Source organism: Microcella flavibacter, assembly GCF_012530535.1.
Taxonomy (GTDB): Bacteria; Actinomycetota; Actinomycetes; order Actinomycetales; family Microbacteriaceae; genus Microcella; species Microcella flavibacter.
The window spans coordinates 1,764,824-1,782,034 of the sequence record NZ_CP051299.1; the positions used below are offsets into that span (position 1 = coordinate 1,764,824).

20 protein-coding genes are annotated in these 17,211 nt (G+C 74.1%); 8 read left to right on the forward strand and 12 right to left on the reverse strand.

Annotated features, from left to right (window positions below):
- The first annotated feature begins 48 nt into the window (after positions 1-48).
- Positions 49-1,014, forward strand: coding sequence for an oxygenase MpaB family protein (locus HGB54_RS08400; protein ID WP_168916037.1), 966 nt, complete (start codon positions 49-51; stop codon positions 1,012-1,014).
- On the opposite strand, the gene HGB54_RS08405 is transcribed toward HGB54_RS08400, so the two are convergent.
- Positions 1,011-1,613, reverse strand: a complete 603-nt coding sequence (locus tag HGB54_RS08405; protein WP_168916903.1) for a histidine phosphatase family protein — start codon at positions 1,611-1,613, stop codon at positions 1,011-1,013. The genes HGB54_RS08400 and HGB54_RS08405 overlap by 4 nt on opposite strands.
- Before the next feature lie 220 nt (positions 1,614-1,833).
- On the opposite strand from HGB54_RS08405, the gene HGB54_RS08410 reads away from it, so the two are divergent.
- Positions 1,834-2,475 carry a TetR/AcrR family transcriptional regulator gene (locus HGB54_RS08410; protein WP_168916038.1) on the forward strand — a complete coding sequence of 214 codons (642 nt, stop codon included), beginning with the start codon at positions 1,834-1,836 and terminating at the stop codon, positions 2,473-2,475.
- 36 nt (positions 2,476-2,511) lie between these two features.
- Here HGB54_RS08410 and HGB54_RS08415 read toward each other — a convergent pair whose 3' ends face one another.
- Both HGB54_RS08415 and HGB54_RS08420 read right to left on the reverse strand, forming a co-directional pair.
- Positions 2,512-3,579, reverse strand: coding sequence for an aldo/keto reductase (locus HGB54_RS08415; RefSeq protein WP_228545758.1), 1,068 nt, complete (start codon positions 3,577-3,579; stop codon positions 2,512-2,514).
- 209 nt (positions 3,580-3,788) lie between these two features.
- Positions 3,789-4,523: a bacteriorhodopsin gene (locus HGB54_RS08420; protein WP_168916039.1), complete on the reverse strand. Its 735-nt coding sequence runs from the start codon at positions 4,521-4,523 to the stop codon at positions 3,789-3,791.
- Positions 4,524-4,784: 261 nt separating this feature from the next.
- On the opposite strand from HGB54_RS08420, the gene HGB54_RS08425 reads away from it, so the two are divergent.
- From HGB54_RS08425 to HGB54_RS08440, 4 genes are all read left to right on the forward strand, one after another.
- Complete coding sequence (locus tag HGB54_RS08425) at positions 4,785-5,315, forward strand: YbhB/YbcL family Raf kinase inhibitor-like protein (protein WP_168916040.1); 531 nt, start codon at positions 4,785-4,787, stop codon at positions 5,313-5,315.
- A 104-nt stretch (positions 5,316-5,419) separates the two neighbouring features.
- On the forward strand, positions 5,420-6,070 hold the full coding sequence (locus HGB54_RS08430; protein ID WP_168916041.1) for a TetR family transcriptional regulator: 651 nt from the start codon (positions 5,420-5,422) through the stop codon (positions 6,068-6,070).
- On the forward strand, positions 6,067-7,008 hold the full coding sequence (locus HGB54_RS08435; protein ID WP_168916042.1) for an ABC transporter ATP-binding protein: 942 nt from the start codon (positions 6,067-6,069) through the stop codon (positions 7,006-7,008). Before HGB54_RS08430 ends, HGB54_RS08435 begins: the two co-directional genes overlap by 4 nt.
- A complete protein-coding gene (locus HGB54_RS08440; RefSeq protein WP_168916043.1) occupies positions 7,005-7,802 on the forward strand; it encodes an ABC transporter permease subunit in 798 nt (265 codons plus the stop codon). The genes HGB54_RS08435 and HGB54_RS08440 overlap by 4 nt, the downstream gene beginning before the upstream one ends.
- A gap of 114 nt (positions 7,803-7,916) precedes the next feature.
- Here HGB54_RS08440 and HGB54_RS08445 read toward each other — a convergent pair whose 3' ends face one another.
- The 7 genes from HGB54_RS08445 to rpsO all read right to left on the reverse strand — a co-directional run bounded on the left by HGB54_RS08445 (position 7,917) and on the right by rpsO (position 14,116).
- Positions 7,917-10,196: a polyribonucleotide nucleotidyltransferase gene (locus tag HGB54_RS08445; RefSeq protein ID WP_168916044.1), complete on the reverse strand. Its 2,280-nt coding sequence runs from the start codon at positions 10,194-10,196 to the stop codon at positions 7,917-7,919.
- Between the two features lie 361 nt (positions 10,197-10,557).
- Positions 10,558-11,052: a hypothetical protein gene (locus HGB54_RS08450; protein ID WP_168916045.1), complete on the reverse strand. Its 495-nt coding sequence runs from the start codon at positions 11,050-11,052 to the stop codon at positions 10,558-10,560.
- A 192-nt stretch (positions 11,053-11,244) separates the two neighbouring features.
- The gene (locus tag HGB54_RS08455; protein WP_168916046.1) at positions 11,245-11,682 is read right to left on the reverse strand and encodes a hypothetical protein; all 438 of its coding nucleotides are present in this window, start codon (positions 11,680-11,682) and stop codon (positions 11,245-11,247) included.
- Positions 11,679-12,305 (reverse strand): hypothetical protein, encoded by a 627-nt coding sequence (locus HGB54_RS08460; RefSeq protein ID WP_168916047.1) that lies wholly within the window; start codon positions 12,303-12,305, stop codon positions 11,679-11,681. The genes HGB54_RS08455 and HGB54_RS08460 overlap by 4 nt, the downstream gene beginning before the upstream one ends.
- Positions 12,302-12,994: a hypothetical protein gene (locus HGB54_RS08465; protein WP_168916048.1), complete on the reverse strand. Its 693-nt coding sequence runs from the start codon at positions 12,992-12,994 to the stop codon at positions 12,302-12,304. The genes HGB54_RS08460 and HGB54_RS08465 overlap by 4 nt, the downstream gene beginning before the upstream one ends.
- A 76-nt stretch (positions 12,995-13,070) precedes the next feature.
- Positions 13,071-13,661 carry a TetR/AcrR family transcriptional regulator gene (locus HGB54_RS08470; RefSeq protein WP_168916049.1) on the reverse strand — a complete coding sequence of 197 codons (591 nt, stop codon included), beginning with the start codon at positions 13,659-13,661 and terminating at the stop codon, positions 13,071-13,073.
- Between the two features lie 185 nt (positions 13,662-13,846).
- Positions 13,847-14,116 (reverse strand): 30S ribosomal protein S15, encoded by a 270-nt coding sequence (gene rpsO / locus HGB54_RS08475; protein ID WP_168916050.1) that lies wholly within the window; start codon positions 14,114-14,116, stop codon positions 13,847-13,849.
- Positions 14,117-14,303: 187 nt separating this feature from the next.
- Between rpsO and HGB54_RS08480 the strand changes: the two genes are divergently transcribed.
- Positions 14,304-15,482, forward strand: coding sequence for a MarP family serine protease (locus HGB54_RS08480; RefSeq protein WP_168916051.1), 1,179 nt, complete (start codon positions 14,304-14,306; stop codon positions 15,480-15,482).
- A 13-nt stretch (positions 15,483-15,495) separates the two neighbouring features.
- Here HGB54_RS08480 and HGB54_RS08485 read toward each other — a convergent pair whose 3' ends face one another.
- Positions 15,496-16,431, reverse strand: coding sequence for an NADP-dependent oxidoreductase (locus HGB54_RS08485; RefSeq protein WP_168916052.1), 936 nt, complete (start codon positions 16,429-16,431; stop codon positions 15,496-15,498).
- Positions 16,428-16,613 carry a hypothetical protein gene (locus HGB54_RS08490; protein ID WP_168916053.1) on the reverse strand — a complete coding sequence of 62 codons (186 nt, stop codon included), beginning with the start codon at positions 16,611-16,613 and terminating at the stop codon, positions 16,428-16,430. Before HGB54_RS08490 ends, HGB54_RS08485 begins: the two co-directional genes overlap by 4 nt.
- Before the next feature lie 122 nt (positions 16,614-16,735).
- On the opposite strand from HGB54_RS08490, the gene HGB54_RS08495 reads away from it, so the two are divergent.
- Entirely contained in the window at positions 16,736-17,200 is a 465-nt protein-coding gene (locus HGB54_RS08495; RefSeq protein ID WP_168916054.1) for a pyridoxamine 5'-phosphate oxidase family protein, read from the forward strand.
- Positions 17,201-17,211 lie beyond the last annotated feature (11 nt).

Here is a 17,211-nt window from a genome sequence, read left to right on the forward strand (position 1 = left end):
CCAGCCGGTTCACCCGGCGCCCCCAGAGCGGTGTGGCACAGTCCTCGCATGCCCCGTCCCGCCGTCGTCGCCCGCGCGCGCGGGCGCATCCTCACGATGTTCTCCGGCGACCCCGACGGCGTGCCGGGCTGGGTGCGCGCCCTCGAGACCGGCGAGGACGAGGGCTGGTTCGGCCCCGGCTCGGCCGTCTGGGCCGTGCACAACGGCACCCCGACGATCGTCGCGGGCGTGCGCGCCCTGCTGATGCAGACCCTGCACCCCGGCGCCATGGCCGGCGTGCACGACCACTCGCGCTACCAGCAGGACCCGCTCGGTCGGCTCTCGGGCACCGTGCGCTGGGTGCTCACCACGACCTTCGCCGATCGGGCGCAGGCCGAGGCGGGATGCGCCTGGGTCAGCCGCCTGCACGAGCGCGTGCGCGGCGAGTACACGGGGGCCGACGGCTCGGCCGTGGCGTACGAGGCCCGCGACGCCGACCTCATCGGCTGGGTGCACTGCGTGTTCGCCGACGCCTTCATCGGATCGCACGAGACCTGGGGCGGCCCCGTGCCGGGCGGCTCCGACCGGTACGTGCGGGAGTGGGCGACCGCCGGCGAGCTCATGGGCATGGTCGATCCGCCGCGCTCGCGGCAGGAGCTCGACGACGCCCTCGCCTCCTACCTGCCCGTGCTGCGCCGCGACGCCCGCGTCGACGAGGCCGTGCGCTGGCTGCGGAACCCGCCGCTCGGCCGCGGCGTCGGGCCCGTGTACCGCATCCTGTTCGCCGGCGCCGTGGCCTCGCTGCCCGCCCGCTACCGGGCGCTGCTCGGCCTGCGCCGCCCGTGGTGGCCGGCGATCACCGCGACCCGCCTCGTGCTCTGGGGGATGCGCACCGTGCTCGGTCCGGAATCCTCGAGCATGCGCTACACCCGTGCGCGGCTCGACCGCCTCGCCGCCGCCGGCACCGCCGCGGACACCGGCCTCGGCGCGGAGACCGGGCACGTCGCGGAGACCGACGCGACCGCGGACCGCTAGAAGGGCTGCTCCACCGGCAGCCCGGTGCGCAGCTCCACGGGCAGGTGCCCGAGATCGTTGTGCACGACGAGCACCGGGGGCTTCGCCGTGCGCACGCGCAGGATGGTGAGCCCGCAGTTGGCCTGGTTGAGGCCCATCCAGCGCCAGGACGGCGCGTCGAGCACCTCGCGCACGAACCAGGCGATGACGAAGTTGTGCGTGATGAGGAGGTCGTGCCGATCATCCCGAGACGGGGAGAGCCATTCGGCGGTCGCGTCGGCCATCTGCGCCTCACCCGCCGCGATCTCCTCCTCGGTGATGCCGCCGTAGAACGATTCGAAGGCGTGCGGCATCGCCGGGCTGGGCCCCGAGGGGATGCAGTCCATCAGCAGGGAGGACCGCTGCGGCTCCATCGAGGGCATCCGGTCGGTCATCTGCGTCGCGGTCTCGACCGCCCGCTGCAGCGGCGAGGTGTGCACGCTCGCGAAGGGAACCCCGCTCAGCCGCTCGGCGATCGCGCGGGCCTGGCGCTGGCCCCGCCCGCTCAAGGGTCCGTCGGGGAGCCCGTGCTCGGCGTCCTGCTGCTCGCCGTGCCGGACCAGGTACACGTACCGAGACACGAGATCCACGCTCCTTCGTCACCGTCGAGCCTAGGCCAGGCCCTCGCGACGGCGACCGGCCCCGACGGGGTTCACAGGTCGCACCGGGGATCCTGCCCGTGTGAGGACAGACAAAGCTGTCTGTCCCTGCTACAGTCGGGCTATCGGACCCCTCCGAAGCCCCCGTGATCCATCCCGAAGAGGACGCGTCGGCGACCCGCGCCAGCGAAAGGCCCTCTCCGTGTCGGCGATCACCACCGCAGCCTCCCCCACTGCGACCCCCTCCCCCTCGAGCTCGCCCGCGGTCGACGCCCCGCCGGCGCCCCGTGTCGCGCCCGCGAAGGGCCGCATCCTCGCGACTGCCATGCGCCGCTTCTACGACGACGGCATCCGGCCCGTCGGCGTCGACCTGCTCATCTCCGAGTCGCAGGTGACGAAGGCCACCTTCTACAAGCACTTCGGCTCGAAGGAGCGGCTGGTGCTCGACTACATCAGCGCCCGCCGCGACGCGACCATCGAGTCGCTCACGAGCCTGCTCGCCGCTCACGAGGACGCGGCGGTCGGGCTGCGGCTCGTCGGCGACGCCGTCGTCGCGCAGATCCAGGCGCCCGGCTACCGCGGCTGCCCCTTCGTCAACGCGGCCGCGGAGTTCGCCGACCCCGCCCACCCGGTGCGCGGCGTCGTCACGAGCTTCCACGAGGCGATCCACGAGCTGTTCGAGGGGGCCCTCGTGCGCCTGGGCCACCCCATGCCGGGCGAGGCCGCCGATCGTCTCGTGCTCGCCTACGTGGGCGCGATGACCTGGGCCTACGTCGGCGACGTCGTCGCCGCGAGCTCGGCCGTGCGCGGCACGATCGAGCGGGTCACGAACGAGGCGCGCTGAGCCGCTCCCCCGCCCCGCGGGCGAGCGGTCGCGACGCTAGGAGCTGACGCGATCGAGCTCGGTGAGCTGCTGCCGCGTGAGCGGCGTCCTCGGCGCGGCCATCACGGCGTCGAGCTGATCGGGCTCGCTCACCGAGACGACGGGCGCGACGACGCGCGGGCGGCTCAGCAGCCACGCGAGCGAGGCCGTGGTCACCGAGGTGCCGGTCTCGGCCGCGACGCGGTCGAGCGCGGCGAGCGTGCGCAGCCCGGAACGGGTGAGGTAGCGCGTGGCCTCGCCGCCGCGCCGCAGCCGCTCGACGTCGCCGCGCGAGCGGTACTTGCCGGTGAGGAACCCGCCCGCGAGCGCGAAGCGGGGCATGACGCCGAGGTCGAGCTGGGCCGCGACGCGGGCGAGATCGCCCTCGTACTCGGTGCGGTGCACGAGGTTGTAGTGGTTCTGCACGGCCACCATGGGGGCGACGCCGAGCACGCCGACCGCGATGCGCGCCTCGATCAGTCGGTTGCCGGTGTGGTGACTGCCCCCGAACCAGCGCACCTTGCCGTCGCGGATGAGATCGTCGACGGCCGCGAGCGTCTCCTCGAAGGGCACGGCGTCATCGTCGATGTGGAGGTAGAGCAGGTCGATGCGGTCGACCCGCAGGCGCCGCAGGGAGGCCTCGACGGCCTGATCGATCGCGCGCGCCGAGAGGCCGGGGTTGTCGGGCCCCTTGCCGATCTTCGTCGCGATCGTCATCGGGTGCCGACGCCGGGTCGCGCGCATCCAGTTGCCGATCATGATCTCGCTGCGCCCGCCGGCGTAGGAGTCGGCGGTGTCGATGAACGTGCCGCCCAGCTCGGCGTAGCGATCGAGGATCGCGGTCGTCGTCGGGGCGTCGGCCGTCCATCCGAAGACGTTGCCGCTCAGGGCGATGGGGAACACGCGCAGATCGCTCGGGCCGATGCGGCGCTCGAGGGTGCGGGCGGGCAGCAGCGGCGCCGGAGGCGGCGCGGCGGGGCTCGCGGCCTGCGCGGCTTCCGGGCTCACGGCCGTCGGGGCGGCCGCCCCCGAAGGCGTCGCCATCACGGCGGTGCCGGGGTCGGGGAGCCCCGTCGGGTCGTTCACGGTCGTGCCTCTCGCGCGTCGGGTGGGAAGCCCGGTGGATCGATGAGGCACACGGTATCGCCGCCCGGAGCGCCGAGCGCGCCGCCGTGCGCAATCGTTATGCGAACGACGAGCGCCGTGCGCGGGACGGCCCGCGCACGGCGCTGATGGTGCTGACCACGGCGCGGTCGCTCCCCCACAGGAGCGACCGCGCCGGGGGTCTGTGGGCCCTACGCGGTGGGCTCGAGCTGACGCGCCACCGACGACTTCTTCGCGGCGTTGACCGCGATGATGCCGAAGCCGACCTTGTTCACCACGTCGGCGACGACGTAGATGCAGGCCGCGACGCTCGCGGCGACCGCGATGTCCGCGCCGCCCAGCTCGAGGAACTCCTGCAGGGCGGTGCCGATGGGGTAGATCGCCCAGCCGATGATCACGAACAGGCGCATGATGCGCACCGCGCTCTGCACGTGGTCCGGGGCGCCGGAGACGTTGATCTTCAGGATGACGAAGATGATGTAGATCCACGCGGCCGAGGAGATGACGAAGAAGATGACGTTCGAGAACGAGCCGGGCTCGCCCATCTCACCCAGGTAGCCGGTGACGATCATGATGATGTCGGCGATGACGATCTTCGTCAGCAGGCCCTTCTTGACCGCGCCGGCGAGCGCGACGATCAGCACGAACTCCACGAGCAGCAGCGGCGTGGTGATGAGCCAGTCGATGTACCGCAGCGGCGCGGTGGCCTCGACGTCGTCAGCGGTGATGGAGCCGCCCGGGAACTGCACGACATCCTTCATCACGTAGTACAGGATCGCGGCGACGAAGGTGATGACCGCGGCGTAGGTCGCGACCGACCGCAGCTCCGGCTTCAGGTCGTTGCGCTCGAGCACGAACCAGACGGTGCCCGCGCCCATCGCCACGAACCCCAGCATGAAGAAGGCCTGCACGATCTGGAAATCCATGATTGTCCTGTGAATCGGAGGACGACGCGCGATCGGCATGCGTCCGGGTGATCCATCGGGTCGTGGGCCCCTTTGGCCATGTTTTGACTGTCCGCAGAAGACCGGGCGGATGATCCAGGTTCGATGTCGAGTCGCTGGGGATCACCTGCCGACTGGCTGAATGCATTTCGCCCCCGCCGCGCGCACCCTCCGAACGCCGCGGGATGCTCGCAGAGAGGCGTGCCACGGTGGCAGTCCACCGATTCCCCCTGGAGGAGATCCATGACGAACGATCCGACGTGGCGCATGCCCGAGGTGCCCGCCTTCTCGCTCACGAGCCCCGACTTCGCCGAGGGCGAGCGGCTGCCCGACTGGGCGCGATCGGGCATCGCCGGCGCGGGCGGCGACGACCGTTCCCCCGCCCTCGAGTGGAGCGGCGCCCCCGAGGGCACGCAGAGCTACGTCGTCACGATGTACGACCCGGACGCGCCGACCGGCAGCGGCTGGTGGCACTGGACGGTCTACAACCTGCCGGCGAGCACGACCTCGCTCGCCGCGAACGCCGGCGACCCCGAGGCCGGTCTGCTGCCCGAGGGCGCCGTGACCGTCGCGAACGAGCTGCGCCTCGAGCGCTTCCTTGGTGCGGCCCCGCCCTCGGGCCACGGCGAGCACCGCTACGTCTTCGCGGTGAGCGCGCTCGACGTGCCGAGCATCGAGGCCCCGGAGGGCGCGACGCCCGCCCTCGTCGGCTTCATCCTGCGCGACCACATCATCGGCCGCGCGCTGCTGACGGGCATCCAGAGCACCGACTGATCGGATCGTGATCGACGCGAGGGCGGGGCCGGCGGCTCCCGCCCTCGCTCACGTCCGGCGGGATCACCCTCGACCGCGGCTGAACGATCGTTTAGACTGCGCGCATGACCGCGCCCGCGACCGATCTCGGCACCGATGACGACGCCCGCGACCGCATCCGGGATGCCGCGCTCGCGCTCATCGGACGCCACGGCTACGCCGGCGCGAGCGTGCGGGCCATCGCCGAGGCGGCCGGGGTCAGCCCCGCGCTCGTGCTGCACCACTTCGGATCGAAGGAGGGCCTGCGCGCGGCCTGCGACGCGCACATCCTCGACGCGCTGCTCGGCGACGACGCGCTCGCCCCCGGCGCGGACGTCATCGGGCTCGCGCGGCGCTGGCTCGCCGAGCTGCCCCGCACCCGCCCCTCCTTCGACTACCTCGCGCGCATGATCACCGACGGCGGCCCGGCGGGTGACCGGCTGTTCGACGCGATCGTCGACCGCACGGCCGCGATGCTCGCGGAGGGCGAGCGCTCCGGCGCCGTGCGGCCGTCGAGCGACCCGCGCACGACCGCGGTGGTCGTCGCCGCGCATGGGCTCGTCCCGCTGCTGCTGCAGCGCCACATCGGGCGCGCGCTCGGCGAGGACGGGCTCAGCGCGAGCGCCGTCGAGCGGCTCACCCTGCCGACGCTCGAGCTCTACACGCACGGCCTCTACGCCGACGGATCGATGCTCGAGGGCGCGCGGGCGGCCCTCGAGCCGGAGGGGGCGGCATGACCGGCGCGGCGATCGAGATCAGCGGGCTGGTGAAGCGGTTCGGGCGGCGCGAGGTGCTACACGGCATCGACCTCGAGGTGCCCGCGGGCCGCATCATCGGTCTCATCGGACCGAACGGCGCCGGCAAGACCACGACCATGCGCACCCTCGTCGACATCGTGCGGCCGACGAGCGGCTCGGTGCGCATGCTCGGCCGCGACCCGCGCACCGGCGGCGCCGCGCAGCGCCGCCGCATCGGCTACCTGCCCGGCGAGCTCGCGATGGACTCGCGGCAGTCGGCCCGCCGCGTGCTCGCCCACTACGCCGCGCTCGACGGCGCGCGCGGCGCCCCGGCCCGCGTCGATGCGCTCGCCGACCGGCTCGGGCTCGACCTCGACCGGCCCGTGCGGGCGCTGAGCAAGGGCAACAAGCAGAAGGTCGGGGTGATCCAGGCCTTCGCGCACGACCCCGAGCTGCTGGTGCTCGACGAGCCGACGAGCGGGCTCGACCCGCTCGTGCAGCAGGAGTTCCTGACCCTCGTGCGCGACGCGCGCGAGGCCGGCCGCACCGTGCTGCTGAGCTCGCACGTCATCAGCGAGATCGCGCACGTCGCCGACGAGGTGGCCGTGCTGCGCGAGGGGCGGGTCGTGGCGCGCAGCGACGTGGCCGCCCTGCGGGCCGCGGCGCCCCGCGAGGTGCGCGTGCGGGTCGGCTCCGGGCAGCGGGACGAGCTGCTGCGGCGCATCGCGGCCCTGCCCGGGCTCGCGCTGCGCACGGGCGCGCCCGATGATCCCGACCCCGGCGTGATCGGCGCTCTCACCGGGGAGGTCGGCGCCTTCGTCGCGGCCCTCGCCGCGCTCGACGTGCGCGACCTCGTCGTGCAGGAGCCCGATCTCGAGCGCGCGGTGCTCGACCTGTACGGCCCCGAGCGGGTCGCGGCGGCGGGGAGCGCGTCGTGAGCATCCTGCCCCTCGCCCGCCGCGATCTCGTCGAGGGCCGCCGCGGCCTGCTCGGCTGGGCGCTCGGCCTCACCGCCGTGACCTCGCTCTACCTGCCGCTCTACCCGTCGATCGGCGGCAACCCCGAGTTCGCCGCCGTCATCGAGGGGCTGCCGCCCGAGCTCGTGCAGACGCTCAACTACGACGACATCCTCTCCGGCGCCGGCTACACCCAGGGCACGGTCTACGGGCTGCTGGGGTTCCTGCTGCTCGTCATCGCCGCGACCGCCTGGGGCTCGGCCGCCATCGCGGGCGACGAGGAGCGCGGCGGGCTCGAGCTCGTGCTCGCGCACGGCGTGAGCCGCGAGCGCGTGCTGCTCGAGCGCGGGCTCGTCGTGCTGCTGAAGCTCGTGCTGCTCGTGGCGCTCGTCACGGCGCTCGTCGCCGTGTACTCGAGCGCGTTCGACCTCGGGGTCGCGGTGGAGGGGCTCGTCGGCGGCGGACTCGCGCTGCTGCTGCTCAGCGCCCTCAGCGGGGCGGCGGCGCTCGGCGTCGGGGCGGCGACCGGGCGGCGGATGCTCGCCATCGCGGGCGGCGCGGGGGTCGCCGTCGTCGGCTACGCGCTCAACGCGCTCGGCAATCAGAGCGCCGACCTGGAGTGGGTCGGCGCGCTCTCCCCCTACTCCTGGGCCTTCGGCGAGGAGCCGTTGCGGAACGGCGTCGACGCGGGCGGGCTCGCGCTGCTGCTCGCGCTCTCCGTACTCGCGGTCGTGATCGGGATGCTCGCGCTGCGCCGCCGCGACATCGGCCGCTGAGCGGGCGGTCGCGCCGGGACCGGACGCGGGCGCGGGCGCGGGCGCGAACGACGGATGCCCGCCCCGAACGAGTCGGGACGGGCATCCGTTCGCGCGATGCGCGGGAGCGGGAGGCTAGGCCTCGGCGCCCTCCGCGGGAGCCGCAGCGGCCTCGGCGCCGTCGGCACCCTCGGCCAGCACGGGCGAGAGCGACAGCTTGCCGCGATCGTCGGTCTTCGTGATCTCGACGAGGATCTTCTGACCCACGCTGAGCACGTCCTCGACGTCGTCGACGCGCTTGCCGCCGGCGAGCTTGCGCACCTCGCTGATGTGCAGCAGGCCGTCCTTGCCGGGCATGAGCGAGACGAAGGCACCGAAGGCGGCGATCTTGACGACCGTGCCCAGGTACTGCTCGCCGACCTCGGGGTTGATCGGGTTGGCGATCTGGTTCACCCGCAGGCGGGCGGCCTCGGCCGAGGGGCCGTCGACGGCGCCGATGTAGACCGTGCCGTCCTCCTCGATCGAGATCTGGGCGCCGGTCTCGTCCTGGATGGAGTTGATCGTCTTGCCCTTCGGGCCGATGAGCTCGCCGATCTTGTCCGCCGGGATCTGCACGCTGATGACGCGGGGCGCGGTGGGCGCCATCTCGTCGGGGGCGTCGATCGCCTGGTTCATGACGTCGAGGATCGCGAGGCGGGCCTCGCGGGCCTGCCCGAGCGCGCCCTGCAGCACCGACGACGGGATGCCGTCGAGCTTGGTGTCGAGCTGGATGGCCGTGACGAACTCGCTCGTGCCGGCGACCTTGAAGTCCATGTCGCCGAGCGCGTCCTCGGCGCCGAGGATGTCGGTGAGGGCCGCGTAGCGGGTCTCACCATCCACCTGGTCGCTGATGAGGCCCATGGCGATGCCCGCGACGGGCGCCCGCAGGGGCACGCCGGCGTTGAGCAGCGACAGGGTCGAGGCGCAGACCGAGCCCATCGAGGTCGAGCCGTTGGAGCTCATGGCCTCGCTGACCTGACGGATGGCGTAGGGGAACTCCTCGCGGGGCGGCAGCACCGGCACGAGGGCGCGCTCGGCGAGGAAGCCGTGCCCGATCTCGCGACGCTTCGGGCTGCCGACGCGGCCGGTCTCGCCGGTCGAGTAGGGCGGGAAGTTGTAGTGGTGCAGGTACCGCTTGCTCGTCACGGGGTTGAGCGAGTCGATCTGCTGCTCCATCTTGAGCATGTTCAGCGTGGTGACGCCGAGGATCTGCGTCTCGCCGCGCTGGAAGATCGCGGAGCCGTGCACGCGCGGGATGACCTGCACCTCGGCGTCGAGCGCGCGGATGTCGGCCAGGCCGCGGCCGTCGATGCGCACGCCCTCGGTGAGCACGCGCGTGCGCATGATCTTCTTCGAGACCGACTTGTAGGCGGCGCCGAAGTCCTTGAGCGACTCCTCGGGCAGCTGGCCCGCGGCGATGCGGCCCTCGACGGCGACCTTGACGCGCGCCTTGAGGGCGTCGTCGACCGTCTGGCGCTCGACCTTATCGGCGATCTGGTAGACGCCGGCGAGCTCGTCGTGGGCGATCTCGTCGACCGCGCAGTAGAGCTCGGCGCTGTAGGAGAGGAAGACCGGGTAGTCCTGGATCTCCTTCGCGCTCTGCGCGGCGAGCTCGAGCTGCGCCTGGGCGAGCTGCTTGATGAACGGCTTGGCGGCCTCGAGGCCCTCGGCCACGACGGCCTCGTTGGGCTTGATGGCGCCGCCCTGGATGAGGTTCCAGCTGCCCTCGGTGGCCTCGGCCTCGACCATGGTGATCGCGACGTCCTGGTCGCCGTTCGCGTCGGTGACGACGCGGCCGGCGACGATGATGTCGAAGACGGCCTCGGCGAGCTGGCTGTGCTTCGGGAAGGCGACCCACTGGCCACCCCCGTTGTTGTCGGGCATGAGCGCGAGGCGCACGCTCGCGATCGGGCCGCTGAAGGGCAGGCCCGAGATCTGGGTCGACGCCGAGGCGGCGTTGATGGCCAGCGCGTCGTAGAACTCGTCGGGCGCGATGCTCAGCACGGTGATGACGATCTGCACCTCGTTGCGCAGGCCCTCGATGAAGGTCGGGCGCAGCGGGCGGTCGATGAGGCGGCACACGAGGATGGCCTCGGTCGAGGGGCGGCCCTCGCGGCGGAAGAACGAGCCGGGGATCTTGCCGGCGGCGTACGAGCGCTCCTCGACGTCCACCGTGAGGGGGAAGAAGTCGAAGCCCTCGCGGGGGTGCTTGCCGGCGCTCGTCGCGCTCAGCAGCATGGTCTCCTCGTCGAGGTAGGCAGCGACGGCGCCCTGAGCCTGCTGCGCGAGGCGGCCGGTCTCGAAGCGGACCGTGCGGGTGCCGTACTTGCCGTTGTCGAGAACGGTCTCGGCGAACTTGATTTCAGGACCTTCCATTGAGGTCTGTCTCCTTACACGTCTGCGCGCCGGGCATCCCGTATGGATGCGCGGCGCAACGCGCGGAGCAGGAGCGGGCAGGAAGGGACGCGGCGTTCTATGCCGCCGGGTCTGCTCTGGCCAACAGTAGACATCCACCGTTCCGCTCGCGCTCGTGCGCTGCGTGACGGGAGATCACCACCGGTGACCAGCTTCGCGCCGGCCTGCTCCATGCGGTTTTCATTTGATGGCGCGAGGTCGCGCCGGGGTTCAGGGTATCAGCACGGCGTGTCGCGGCCTAGGGGCGGCGCGGCGGCGCGTCGGGTGAACACCGGGCGACGCGGGGATGGACGCGGCGGGCGGGCGGCGCGGGATGCCCGGCTCAGGCCCCGTGCTGCACGCTCGGCGGATCGCCCGGGATGTCGATGACGGGCACGCCGAGGCGCGCGGCGAAGGCCTCGATGCGCACGGGGTCGAGCTCGTCCCCGATGGGCGTCGCGATGCGCCCGTTCTCGATGACCCAGTGCTCGGGCCGGGGGCGGCGCTCGTGCAGCCACCGCCCGATGACGAGGTTCGCGCCGAGCGGGTGCACCGCGACGGCGAAGGGCGCGCGCACGACGAGCGCCTCGCCGTCGAAGCGAAGACTCGTGCGCCACCGGGTCGTGATCTGCATCATCGAGGCCGCGAGCAGACCGAATCCGCCGAGACTGCCGATGACGGCGAGCGCCGTCGGGATGCCCGGCGGCGCGATCTCGGTCAGCAGAGCCGCGCAGTCCGCCACCATGACGATGAACCCGACGACGAGCCGGGGTCCCCAGCGCCCGGCGCCCGCACGGGTGACGAGCTGCGGCGGCGCGGCGTCGGGCGGGGCATCCATAGCGGTCATTCTGCGTCGGTCGGCCGCGACCCGGCTGACAGCCGGCGACCCGCGGACGAGAGAGGAGGACGACCCCGGGCGGAGCGGGAACCATGCGTGGAGCGCTCCGCCGGGGCCGCGACTGACGAGTCCGCTTCGGGTTCGGACTCGTGCTGGTGCTTCGGAGCAGCGCGCGCCCCGGATTGCCCGCGGTCAGAAGTCGGCGACGGGCGCGTCGAGGCGGGTGAGCGGGCGCGGCTCGCGCTCGCGGGCGGCCTCGCCGCGCCGCGGCGCACCGGCGAGCAGCACCTCCCCGGGCGGGCAGAGCGCGGCGGCGCGGGCGCGGGTCGAGGGGTCGAGACCGGCGAGCGGATCCCACGGCCGCCCCTCGGCGGCGCGCTCGGCGAGTCGCGCGGGCGGCGCGGCGGCACCGGGGCCCGCGCCCGCGCGGCGCAGGCAGGGCAGCAGGCGCGTGAGCGCGTCATCCCGCCACCACGCCCGCTCGACGTCGTCGATGCCCCCGAGGGCGGGCACCGCGGGCAGGTGGCGCACGGCGCAGACGCGCACGGCGAGACCGAGTCGCTCGAACGCGGTCGCGGCGGCGACGGCGGCGGCCACGACGATCGAGGCGACGCGCGGCGCCGTTCTCATCGTCGACCCGCCGGCGGGATGCCCTCGAGCGCCTGCAGCGGATCGGGGCAGAGCGCCTCGGCGCGGGCGAGCGCGGCCGGGTCGCTGCGCACGCGCGCGAAGGGGTCGTCCACCGTGCCCGGCGGCACGCCCTGGCGCAGCAGGCACCGCGGCAGGTCGACCTCGACCGCGCGCTGCCGCCACGCGGTCTCGATCGGGCCCGGGGTGCCGCGCGCGATCGAGGGCGGCGGCAGGATGCTCTCGCACACGTAGATCGCCCGCTCGAGCACGCGCGTCTCCTCATCCGAGGTCGGTCGTCCGAGGGTGACCGATCCGGTCGCGCCGTCGGGCACCACCGGCACCGCGGTGCGCACCGAGAGGCAGGCGGCGTAGGCGCTCGGCCAGGAGGTCGCGTCGAGCCACTCCGGCGGGCCCGCATCCGGCACCTCGATGCCGGGCCAGCGGCCGCGCAGGTAGCCGGCGTGGGCCTCGAGCAGCACGGCGAGGCGCTCCTCGGCGCGCTCCGCCCGCTCGAGCGCGACGTCGTCGAGCCCGGGCGCGCTCTCCGCGGGCGCGGCGGCGCAGCCCGCGAGCAGCGCGGCAGCGGCGAGCACCGCCGCCGCGCGCGCGGGTCGCGGGGTCATGGCGCCGCGTCGAGGACGGTCTCGGGGGCGGGGCAGCGGGCCTTCGCCGCCGAGCGCTCGAGGGGCGAGGGGCCGACGAAGCGGTACGGGTCGGGCGCGTCCTCGGTGCGCCAGGTCGCGGCGAACTCCGCCCGCTCGGGCGCGGGCGCCGCCCGGAAGCCGTTCGATCGCAGGCAGGGCGCGAGCACCTCCTGCCAGTAGTCGAGCGCCCACGGCGTCTCGACGTCGAGCAGCTCGGCCGCGTACCACTCGCGCACCGGGTGCTCGGCCTGGCAGCCGAAGGCGGCGACGTCGAGCTCGTAGAGGTCGCGGGTGCTCGCGACGTCGACGCGCCCGTAGTCGATGCGGTCGCCCTCGGGCGTCGGCCGGGCGCCGGGGAACCCGCGGTCGTCGAGGCAGCGCGAGACCTCCGCGGCCCAGTCCTCGGCCGCGACCCACTCGTACGACACCGTCTCGGGCACCGAGATCGGCCCCCACCGGTCGCGCAGGTAGATGCCGAAGCGCGCCGTCTCGTCCTCGTGCGCGGCGAGGGCCACCGCGTCGCGCTCGGCGTTGAGCTCGGCGAGCCGGGCGTCGGGCGCCGTCGCGGGCTGCGCGGCGCATCCGGCCATGACCGTCACCGCGACGGCGAGGGCGGCCGCGACCGCGCGCGCCGCCGCGACGGAGCGGGCGCGGCGACGGGCGGGCATGGGCCGAGGGTCGCACCGCTGCCGGGGGAATCGCTGGACGCGCGCGGGAGGCGGCGCCGATCGGGGGATGCCCCGCTCAGGCCGTGGCGAAGCCCGCGCCGAGGCGCCGCAGCGCGGCGTCGATCGCGTCACCGGGCTGCCCCTCGCCGTGGCGGGCCCACCACACCGCGGCGTTGTGCGCGCAGAGCACGACGGCGCCGCCGACGACAGCCGCGTCGAGCGAGTCGGGTGCGACGCCCTCGCGCTCGACGATCGCCTGGGCGATGATGCCGTCGACGCCGTGGAAGCGCTCGACGCCGTCGGCGAGGAGCGCCGGGTTGGCGCCGATGAGGCGCAGGCGCCGGCGCGCGAGATCCCAGTGCTCCTCGGGCACGGAGGAAGCCCGGGCGTACGCCTCACGCACGGCGTCCATGGCGGGCAGGGCGGGGTCGACGCTGTCGAGCTGCGCGCGGAGAGCATCCACGAAGCCGTCGGCGGAGGCCCAGACCAGCGAGCTCTTCGTCGGGAAGTGGCGGAAGACCGTGCGGCGGCTGTGGCCGGAGGCGCGCGCGACGTCGTCCATCGTGACGGCGTCGTAGCCGTGCTCGAGGAAGAGGTCGAGGGCCACCGCGCTGACCCGCGCGGTGTCGAGCTCCACGGGACGCCCGCGCCGTCGGGGTTCGGTCATGGCGTCACCCTAACGGCGGCGCGGCGCGCAAGCGCTCTCGCAGTGCCAGAATTTCACAGCCCGCACTCAGCAGGCGGCGGCCGCTGCGGCGCGGCAACGACGAAGGCCGCCTCCCGCAGTGCGGGGGCGGCCTTCGCGAACGTTCGAAGCGCGTGTCTCTCGACGCGGCGCCGGGCGGGCGACGACTAGCGGCGCAGGCCCAGACGCTCGATCAGCGAGCGGTAGCGCGTGATGTCGATGTTCTGGAGGTACCCCAGAAGACGACGTCGCTGACCCACGAGCAGCAGGAGGCCACGACGCGAGTGGTGGTCGTGCTTGTGCTCCTTGAGGTGCTCGGTGAGGTCCTTGATGCGCTGCGTCAGCATCGCCACCTGGACCTCGGGGGATCCCGTGTCACCGGGGTGGGTCGCGTACTCGTCGATGATCGCCTTCTTGACGTCTGCTTCCAGTGCCATAGGTGATCCCCTCTCTGCTCGTTGCGCGGCGCCGGCTCCAGGGGTGGAGCGGCTCTCTTGATCCGCGGCCGTTGGACGGCAACCTTCAGATACTACCAGCCGCGCGGACCCGGGGTGCCGGGGTCTCATCCGCGCGTGCCAGGATCGTGGCGGGCACGGTTCGCGCCCGTCACGAGAGGGGCCCGGGATGCTGCTGCCGCTGATCCTCGACGTGCTCCTGCTGCTCGCCGTCGTCGCCGCCGTCGCCCGGGGCGCGAGCCAGGGGCTGCTGTCGACGGCCGGCTCCACCCTCGGCGCCGTCGCCGGAGCGATCGCCGCGCTCCTCCTCCTCCCCCTCGTCACCCAGTGGGTGCCGCAGGCCGAGTGGCGGACGCCCGCCGTGTTCCTCACGCTCATCATCCTCATCGGCGGCGGGCTGACCCTCGGCGAGCGCCTCGGCCACGCCGGCCGCCGTGCGGTGCCGAAGAAGGCGCGGCCGCTCGACCGCCTCGGCGGCGCCCTCGCGGGCGGCGTCGTGGCCCTGCTCGTCATGAGCCTCATCGGATCGACCGTCACGGCCCTCGGCATCCCGATCGCCTCGCCGACGACGGCGAGCTCGACGGTGCTGCGCACGATCGACCGGTTCACGCCCGTGCCCGTGGCCCGCGCGCTCGGGCAGGTGCGCGGTCTCGTGGTGGCGGAGGGCATCCCGCGCATCGCCGACGCCTTCGGGGGCGGCGCCCCTCCCCCGCCGCCCATCGTCGACGCGGCCACCCCCGCCCTGCAGTCCGCGGCGACCCGCGTCGGCCGCGTCACGGGCGCCGCCTACGCCTGCGGGCAGGTGCAGTCGGGCACCGCCTTCGTCATCGGCGAGGACCGCCTGCTGACCAACGCGCACGTCGTGCAGGGCGTCACCGAGCCGACCGTCGAGCTGCCCGGCATCGGCGGCCGCGCCGGCCGGGTCGTCTACTTCGACGCGCAGCAGGACGTCGCCGTCATCGCCGTCGACGGGCTCGGCATCGAGCCGCTCGGCCTCACCGCCACGCAGCCGGCGGGCACGGTCGGCGCCGTGCAGGGCTACCCCTTCGGCGGGCCCTTCGTGAGCGCCGGCGCCGAGGTCGTCGACGCGGGCACGATCCTCGCGGATGACATCACCGGATCCTCGCGCGCGCCGCGCGACACCTACACGCTCGCCGCCGACGTGAACCCCGGCAACTCGGGCGGGCCCGTGCTCACCCTCGACGGCGCGGTCATGGGCATGGTCTTCGCCCGCAGCGAGAGCACCGACGACGTGGGCTACGCGCACACGATGGCCGAGCTCGACCCCGTCATCGCGGGCGCCGGCGCGCTGAGCGCCCCCGTCGCGACGGGGAACTGCCAGCGCTGAGGCGGCCGGCCGCTCAGCGGTCGGCGGTGAGCACGATCTTGCCGCGCACGTGCCCGGTCTCGAGGCGCTCGAAGGCGGCGCGGGCCTCGGCGAGGGGGAACTCCGCGGCGATCGGGATGCGCACGGTGCCGTCGGCGACGAGCCCGGCCAGGGCATCCAGCGTCTCCGGCCGCACCGCGCCGCGCCCGACCGCCTGGATGCCGAAGGGCGAGGGATCGGTCGCGTTGGTGTTGATGCGCTCCGCGGGCACGCCCCACGCGAGCGCCGCGCGGATGGTGTCGGGGCCGTGCAGGTCGAAGACGGCGGTGACGGGATGCTCGCGCAGAGCCCGCAGGCGCTCGAGCAGCCCGTCCCCGTAGAGCACGGGCTCGACGCCGATCGAGCGCAGCCACTCGTGGTTGCCCTCCCCCGCCGTGCCGATCACCTCGATGCCGCGCGCGACGGCGAGCTGGCAGAGGATGCCGCCCACCCCGCCCGCGGCGGCGCTGACGAGGATGCTGTCGCCGGCCCGCAGGTGCTGCGACTCGAGGGCGTCCCAGGCCGTCTGGCCGGCGAGCGCGAGACCGCCCGCCACCGGCAGCGGCACCGCATCGGGCACGTCGGCGATCACGTCGGCGCAGACGAGGATGAGCTCGCTGAAGGCGCCCTGCGGGGTGGAGCCGAAGACGCGGTCGCCGACGGCGAACTCCTCCACCGCCTCGCCGACGGCGTCGACGACGCCCGCGAACTCGCGGCCGGCTGTGATCGGCAGCGGGAAGGTGTAGGAGGAGGTGCCGCGGCGGATCTTGTAATCGACCGGGTTGAGGGCCGCGGCGCGCAGCCTCACGCGCACCTGCTCGGGGGCGGGCCGGCCGACCTCGCGCTCGACGATCTGCAGCACCTCGGGGCCGCCGAAGGCCTCGTAGACGACGGCGGCGGCGCGCTCGGGCTGCACGGCGGCGGCGCTCACGACGAGCGGCGGCGGCGCAGGAAGCCCCACGCCAGCCCGACGAGGACGACGGCGAGCACCACGGCGAGCGCGAGCTTCACGAGGAGGAAGACCGCCTCGAGGACCAGCTCGATCACCGCCCATGCGATGAGGAAGGCGACGACGCCCAGCACGATCAGAAGGATTCGGGCGCCCCAGCTCATGACCCCAGGCTGTCACAGCACGGCGGGCCGCGCACCCCCGCTCGGGACCTTCGGCCCTGTCGCGCGCCGCCCGCGCAGGAGTTCACTGGGCTCGACCCGCCGACGTCGGGAGAGGAGCCGCGATGACGCGCACGCAGGACGAGCACGATCTCGAGCCCGGCCGCGACGCGGGCCTGGGCGCCGGCCTCGACCCCGTCGAGTGCTGGCGGCTGCTGCGCGGCGCGCAGTGCGGACGCATCGCCGTCGCGGCGGGCGGATCCATCGACATCGTGTGCGTCGACGTCGTCGTCGACGGCGCGGCCCTCGCCTTCCCCAGCGCCCCTGGCGCCGCCCCGCTCGAGCTCGCCCTCGACGACCGCATCGCGCTCGAGGCCGACGGCGACGACGCCCACGGGCACTGGAGCGTCGTCGCCACCGGCCGGGCCACGCCGCTCGAGCGCCGCAGCGACATCGAGCGCGTCGAGGCGCTGGGCGGGCGCCGCTGGCCCGCGGCACCGCCCCGGCGGTGGATGCGCATCGCCGTGGACGGGGTGCGCGGGCGCCGCGCGCCCTCCCCCGACCGAGCGACCGGCCTCCGGCAGGAGTAACGTCGCGGCCC

What these genes read in the sequence shown, in the direction of transcription:
- HGB54_RS08420 (WP_168916039.1), bottom strand. Translation starts at nt 4,523, where the DNA reads ATGGATTTCCAGATCGTGCAGGCCTTCTTCATGCTGGGGTTCGTGGCG.
- HGB54_RS08490 (WP_168916053.1), bottom strand. Translation starts at nt 16,613, where the DNA reads ATGAGCTGGGGCGCCCGAATCCTTCTGATCGTGCTGGGCGTCGTCGCC.
- HGB54_RS08435 (WP_168916042.1), top strand. Translation starts at nt 6,067, where the DNA reads ATGACCGGCGCGGCGATCGAGATCAGCGGGCTGGTGAAGCGGTTCGGG.
- HGB54_RS08430 (WP_168916041.1), top strand. Translation starts at nt 5,420, where the DNA reads ATGACCGCGCCCGCGACCGATCTCGGCACCGATGACGACGCCCGCGAC.
- HGB54_RS08445 (WP_168916044.1), bottom strand. Translation starts at nt 10,196, where the DNA reads ATGGAAGGTCCTGAAATCAAGTTCGCCGAGACCGTTCTCGACAACGGC.
- HGB54_RS08470 (WP_168916049.1), bottom strand. Translation starts at nt 13,661, where the DNA reads ATGACCGAACCCCGACGGCGCGGGCGTCCCGTGGAGCTCGACACCGCG.
- HGB54_RS08460 (WP_168916047.1), bottom strand. Translation starts at nt 12,305, where the DNA reads ATGACCCCGCGACCCGCGCGCGCGGCGGCGGTGCTCGCCGCTGCCGCG.
- rpsO (WP_168916050.1), bottom strand. Translation starts at nt 14,116, where the DNA reads ATGGCACTGGAAGCAGACGTCAAGAAGGCGATCATCGACGAGTACGCG.
- HGB54_RS08400 (WP_168916037.1), top strand. Translation starts at nt 49, where the DNA reads ATGCCCCGTCCCGCCGTCGTCGCCCGCGCGCGCGGGCGCATCCTCACG.
- HGB54_RS08455 (WP_168916046.1), bottom strand. Translation starts at nt 11,682, where the DNA reads ATGAGAACGGCGCCGCGCGTCGCCTCGATCGTCGTGGCCGCCGCCGTC.
- HGB54_RS08465 (WP_168916048.1), bottom strand. Translation starts at nt 12,994, where the DNA reads ATGCCCGCCCGTCGCCGCGCCCGCTCCGTCGCGGCGGCGCGCGCGGTC.
- HGB54_RS08480 (WP_168916051.1), top strand. Translation starts at nt 14,304, where the DNA reads ATGCTGCTGCCGCTGATCCTCGACGTGCTCCTGCTGCTCGCCGTCGTC.
- HGB54_RS08495 (WP_168916054.1), top strand. Translation starts at nt 16,736, where the DNA reads ATGACGCGCACGCAGGACGAGCACGATCTCGAGCCCGGCCGCGACGCG.
- HGB54_RS08450 (WP_168916045.1), bottom strand. Translation starts at nt 11,052, where the DNA reads ATGGATGCCCCGCCCGACGCCGCGCCGCCGCAGCTCGTCACCCGTGCG.
- HGB54_RS08425 (WP_168916040.1), top strand. Translation starts at nt 4,785, where the DNA reads ATGACGAACGATCCGACGTGGCGCATGCCCGAGGTGCCCGCCTTCTCG.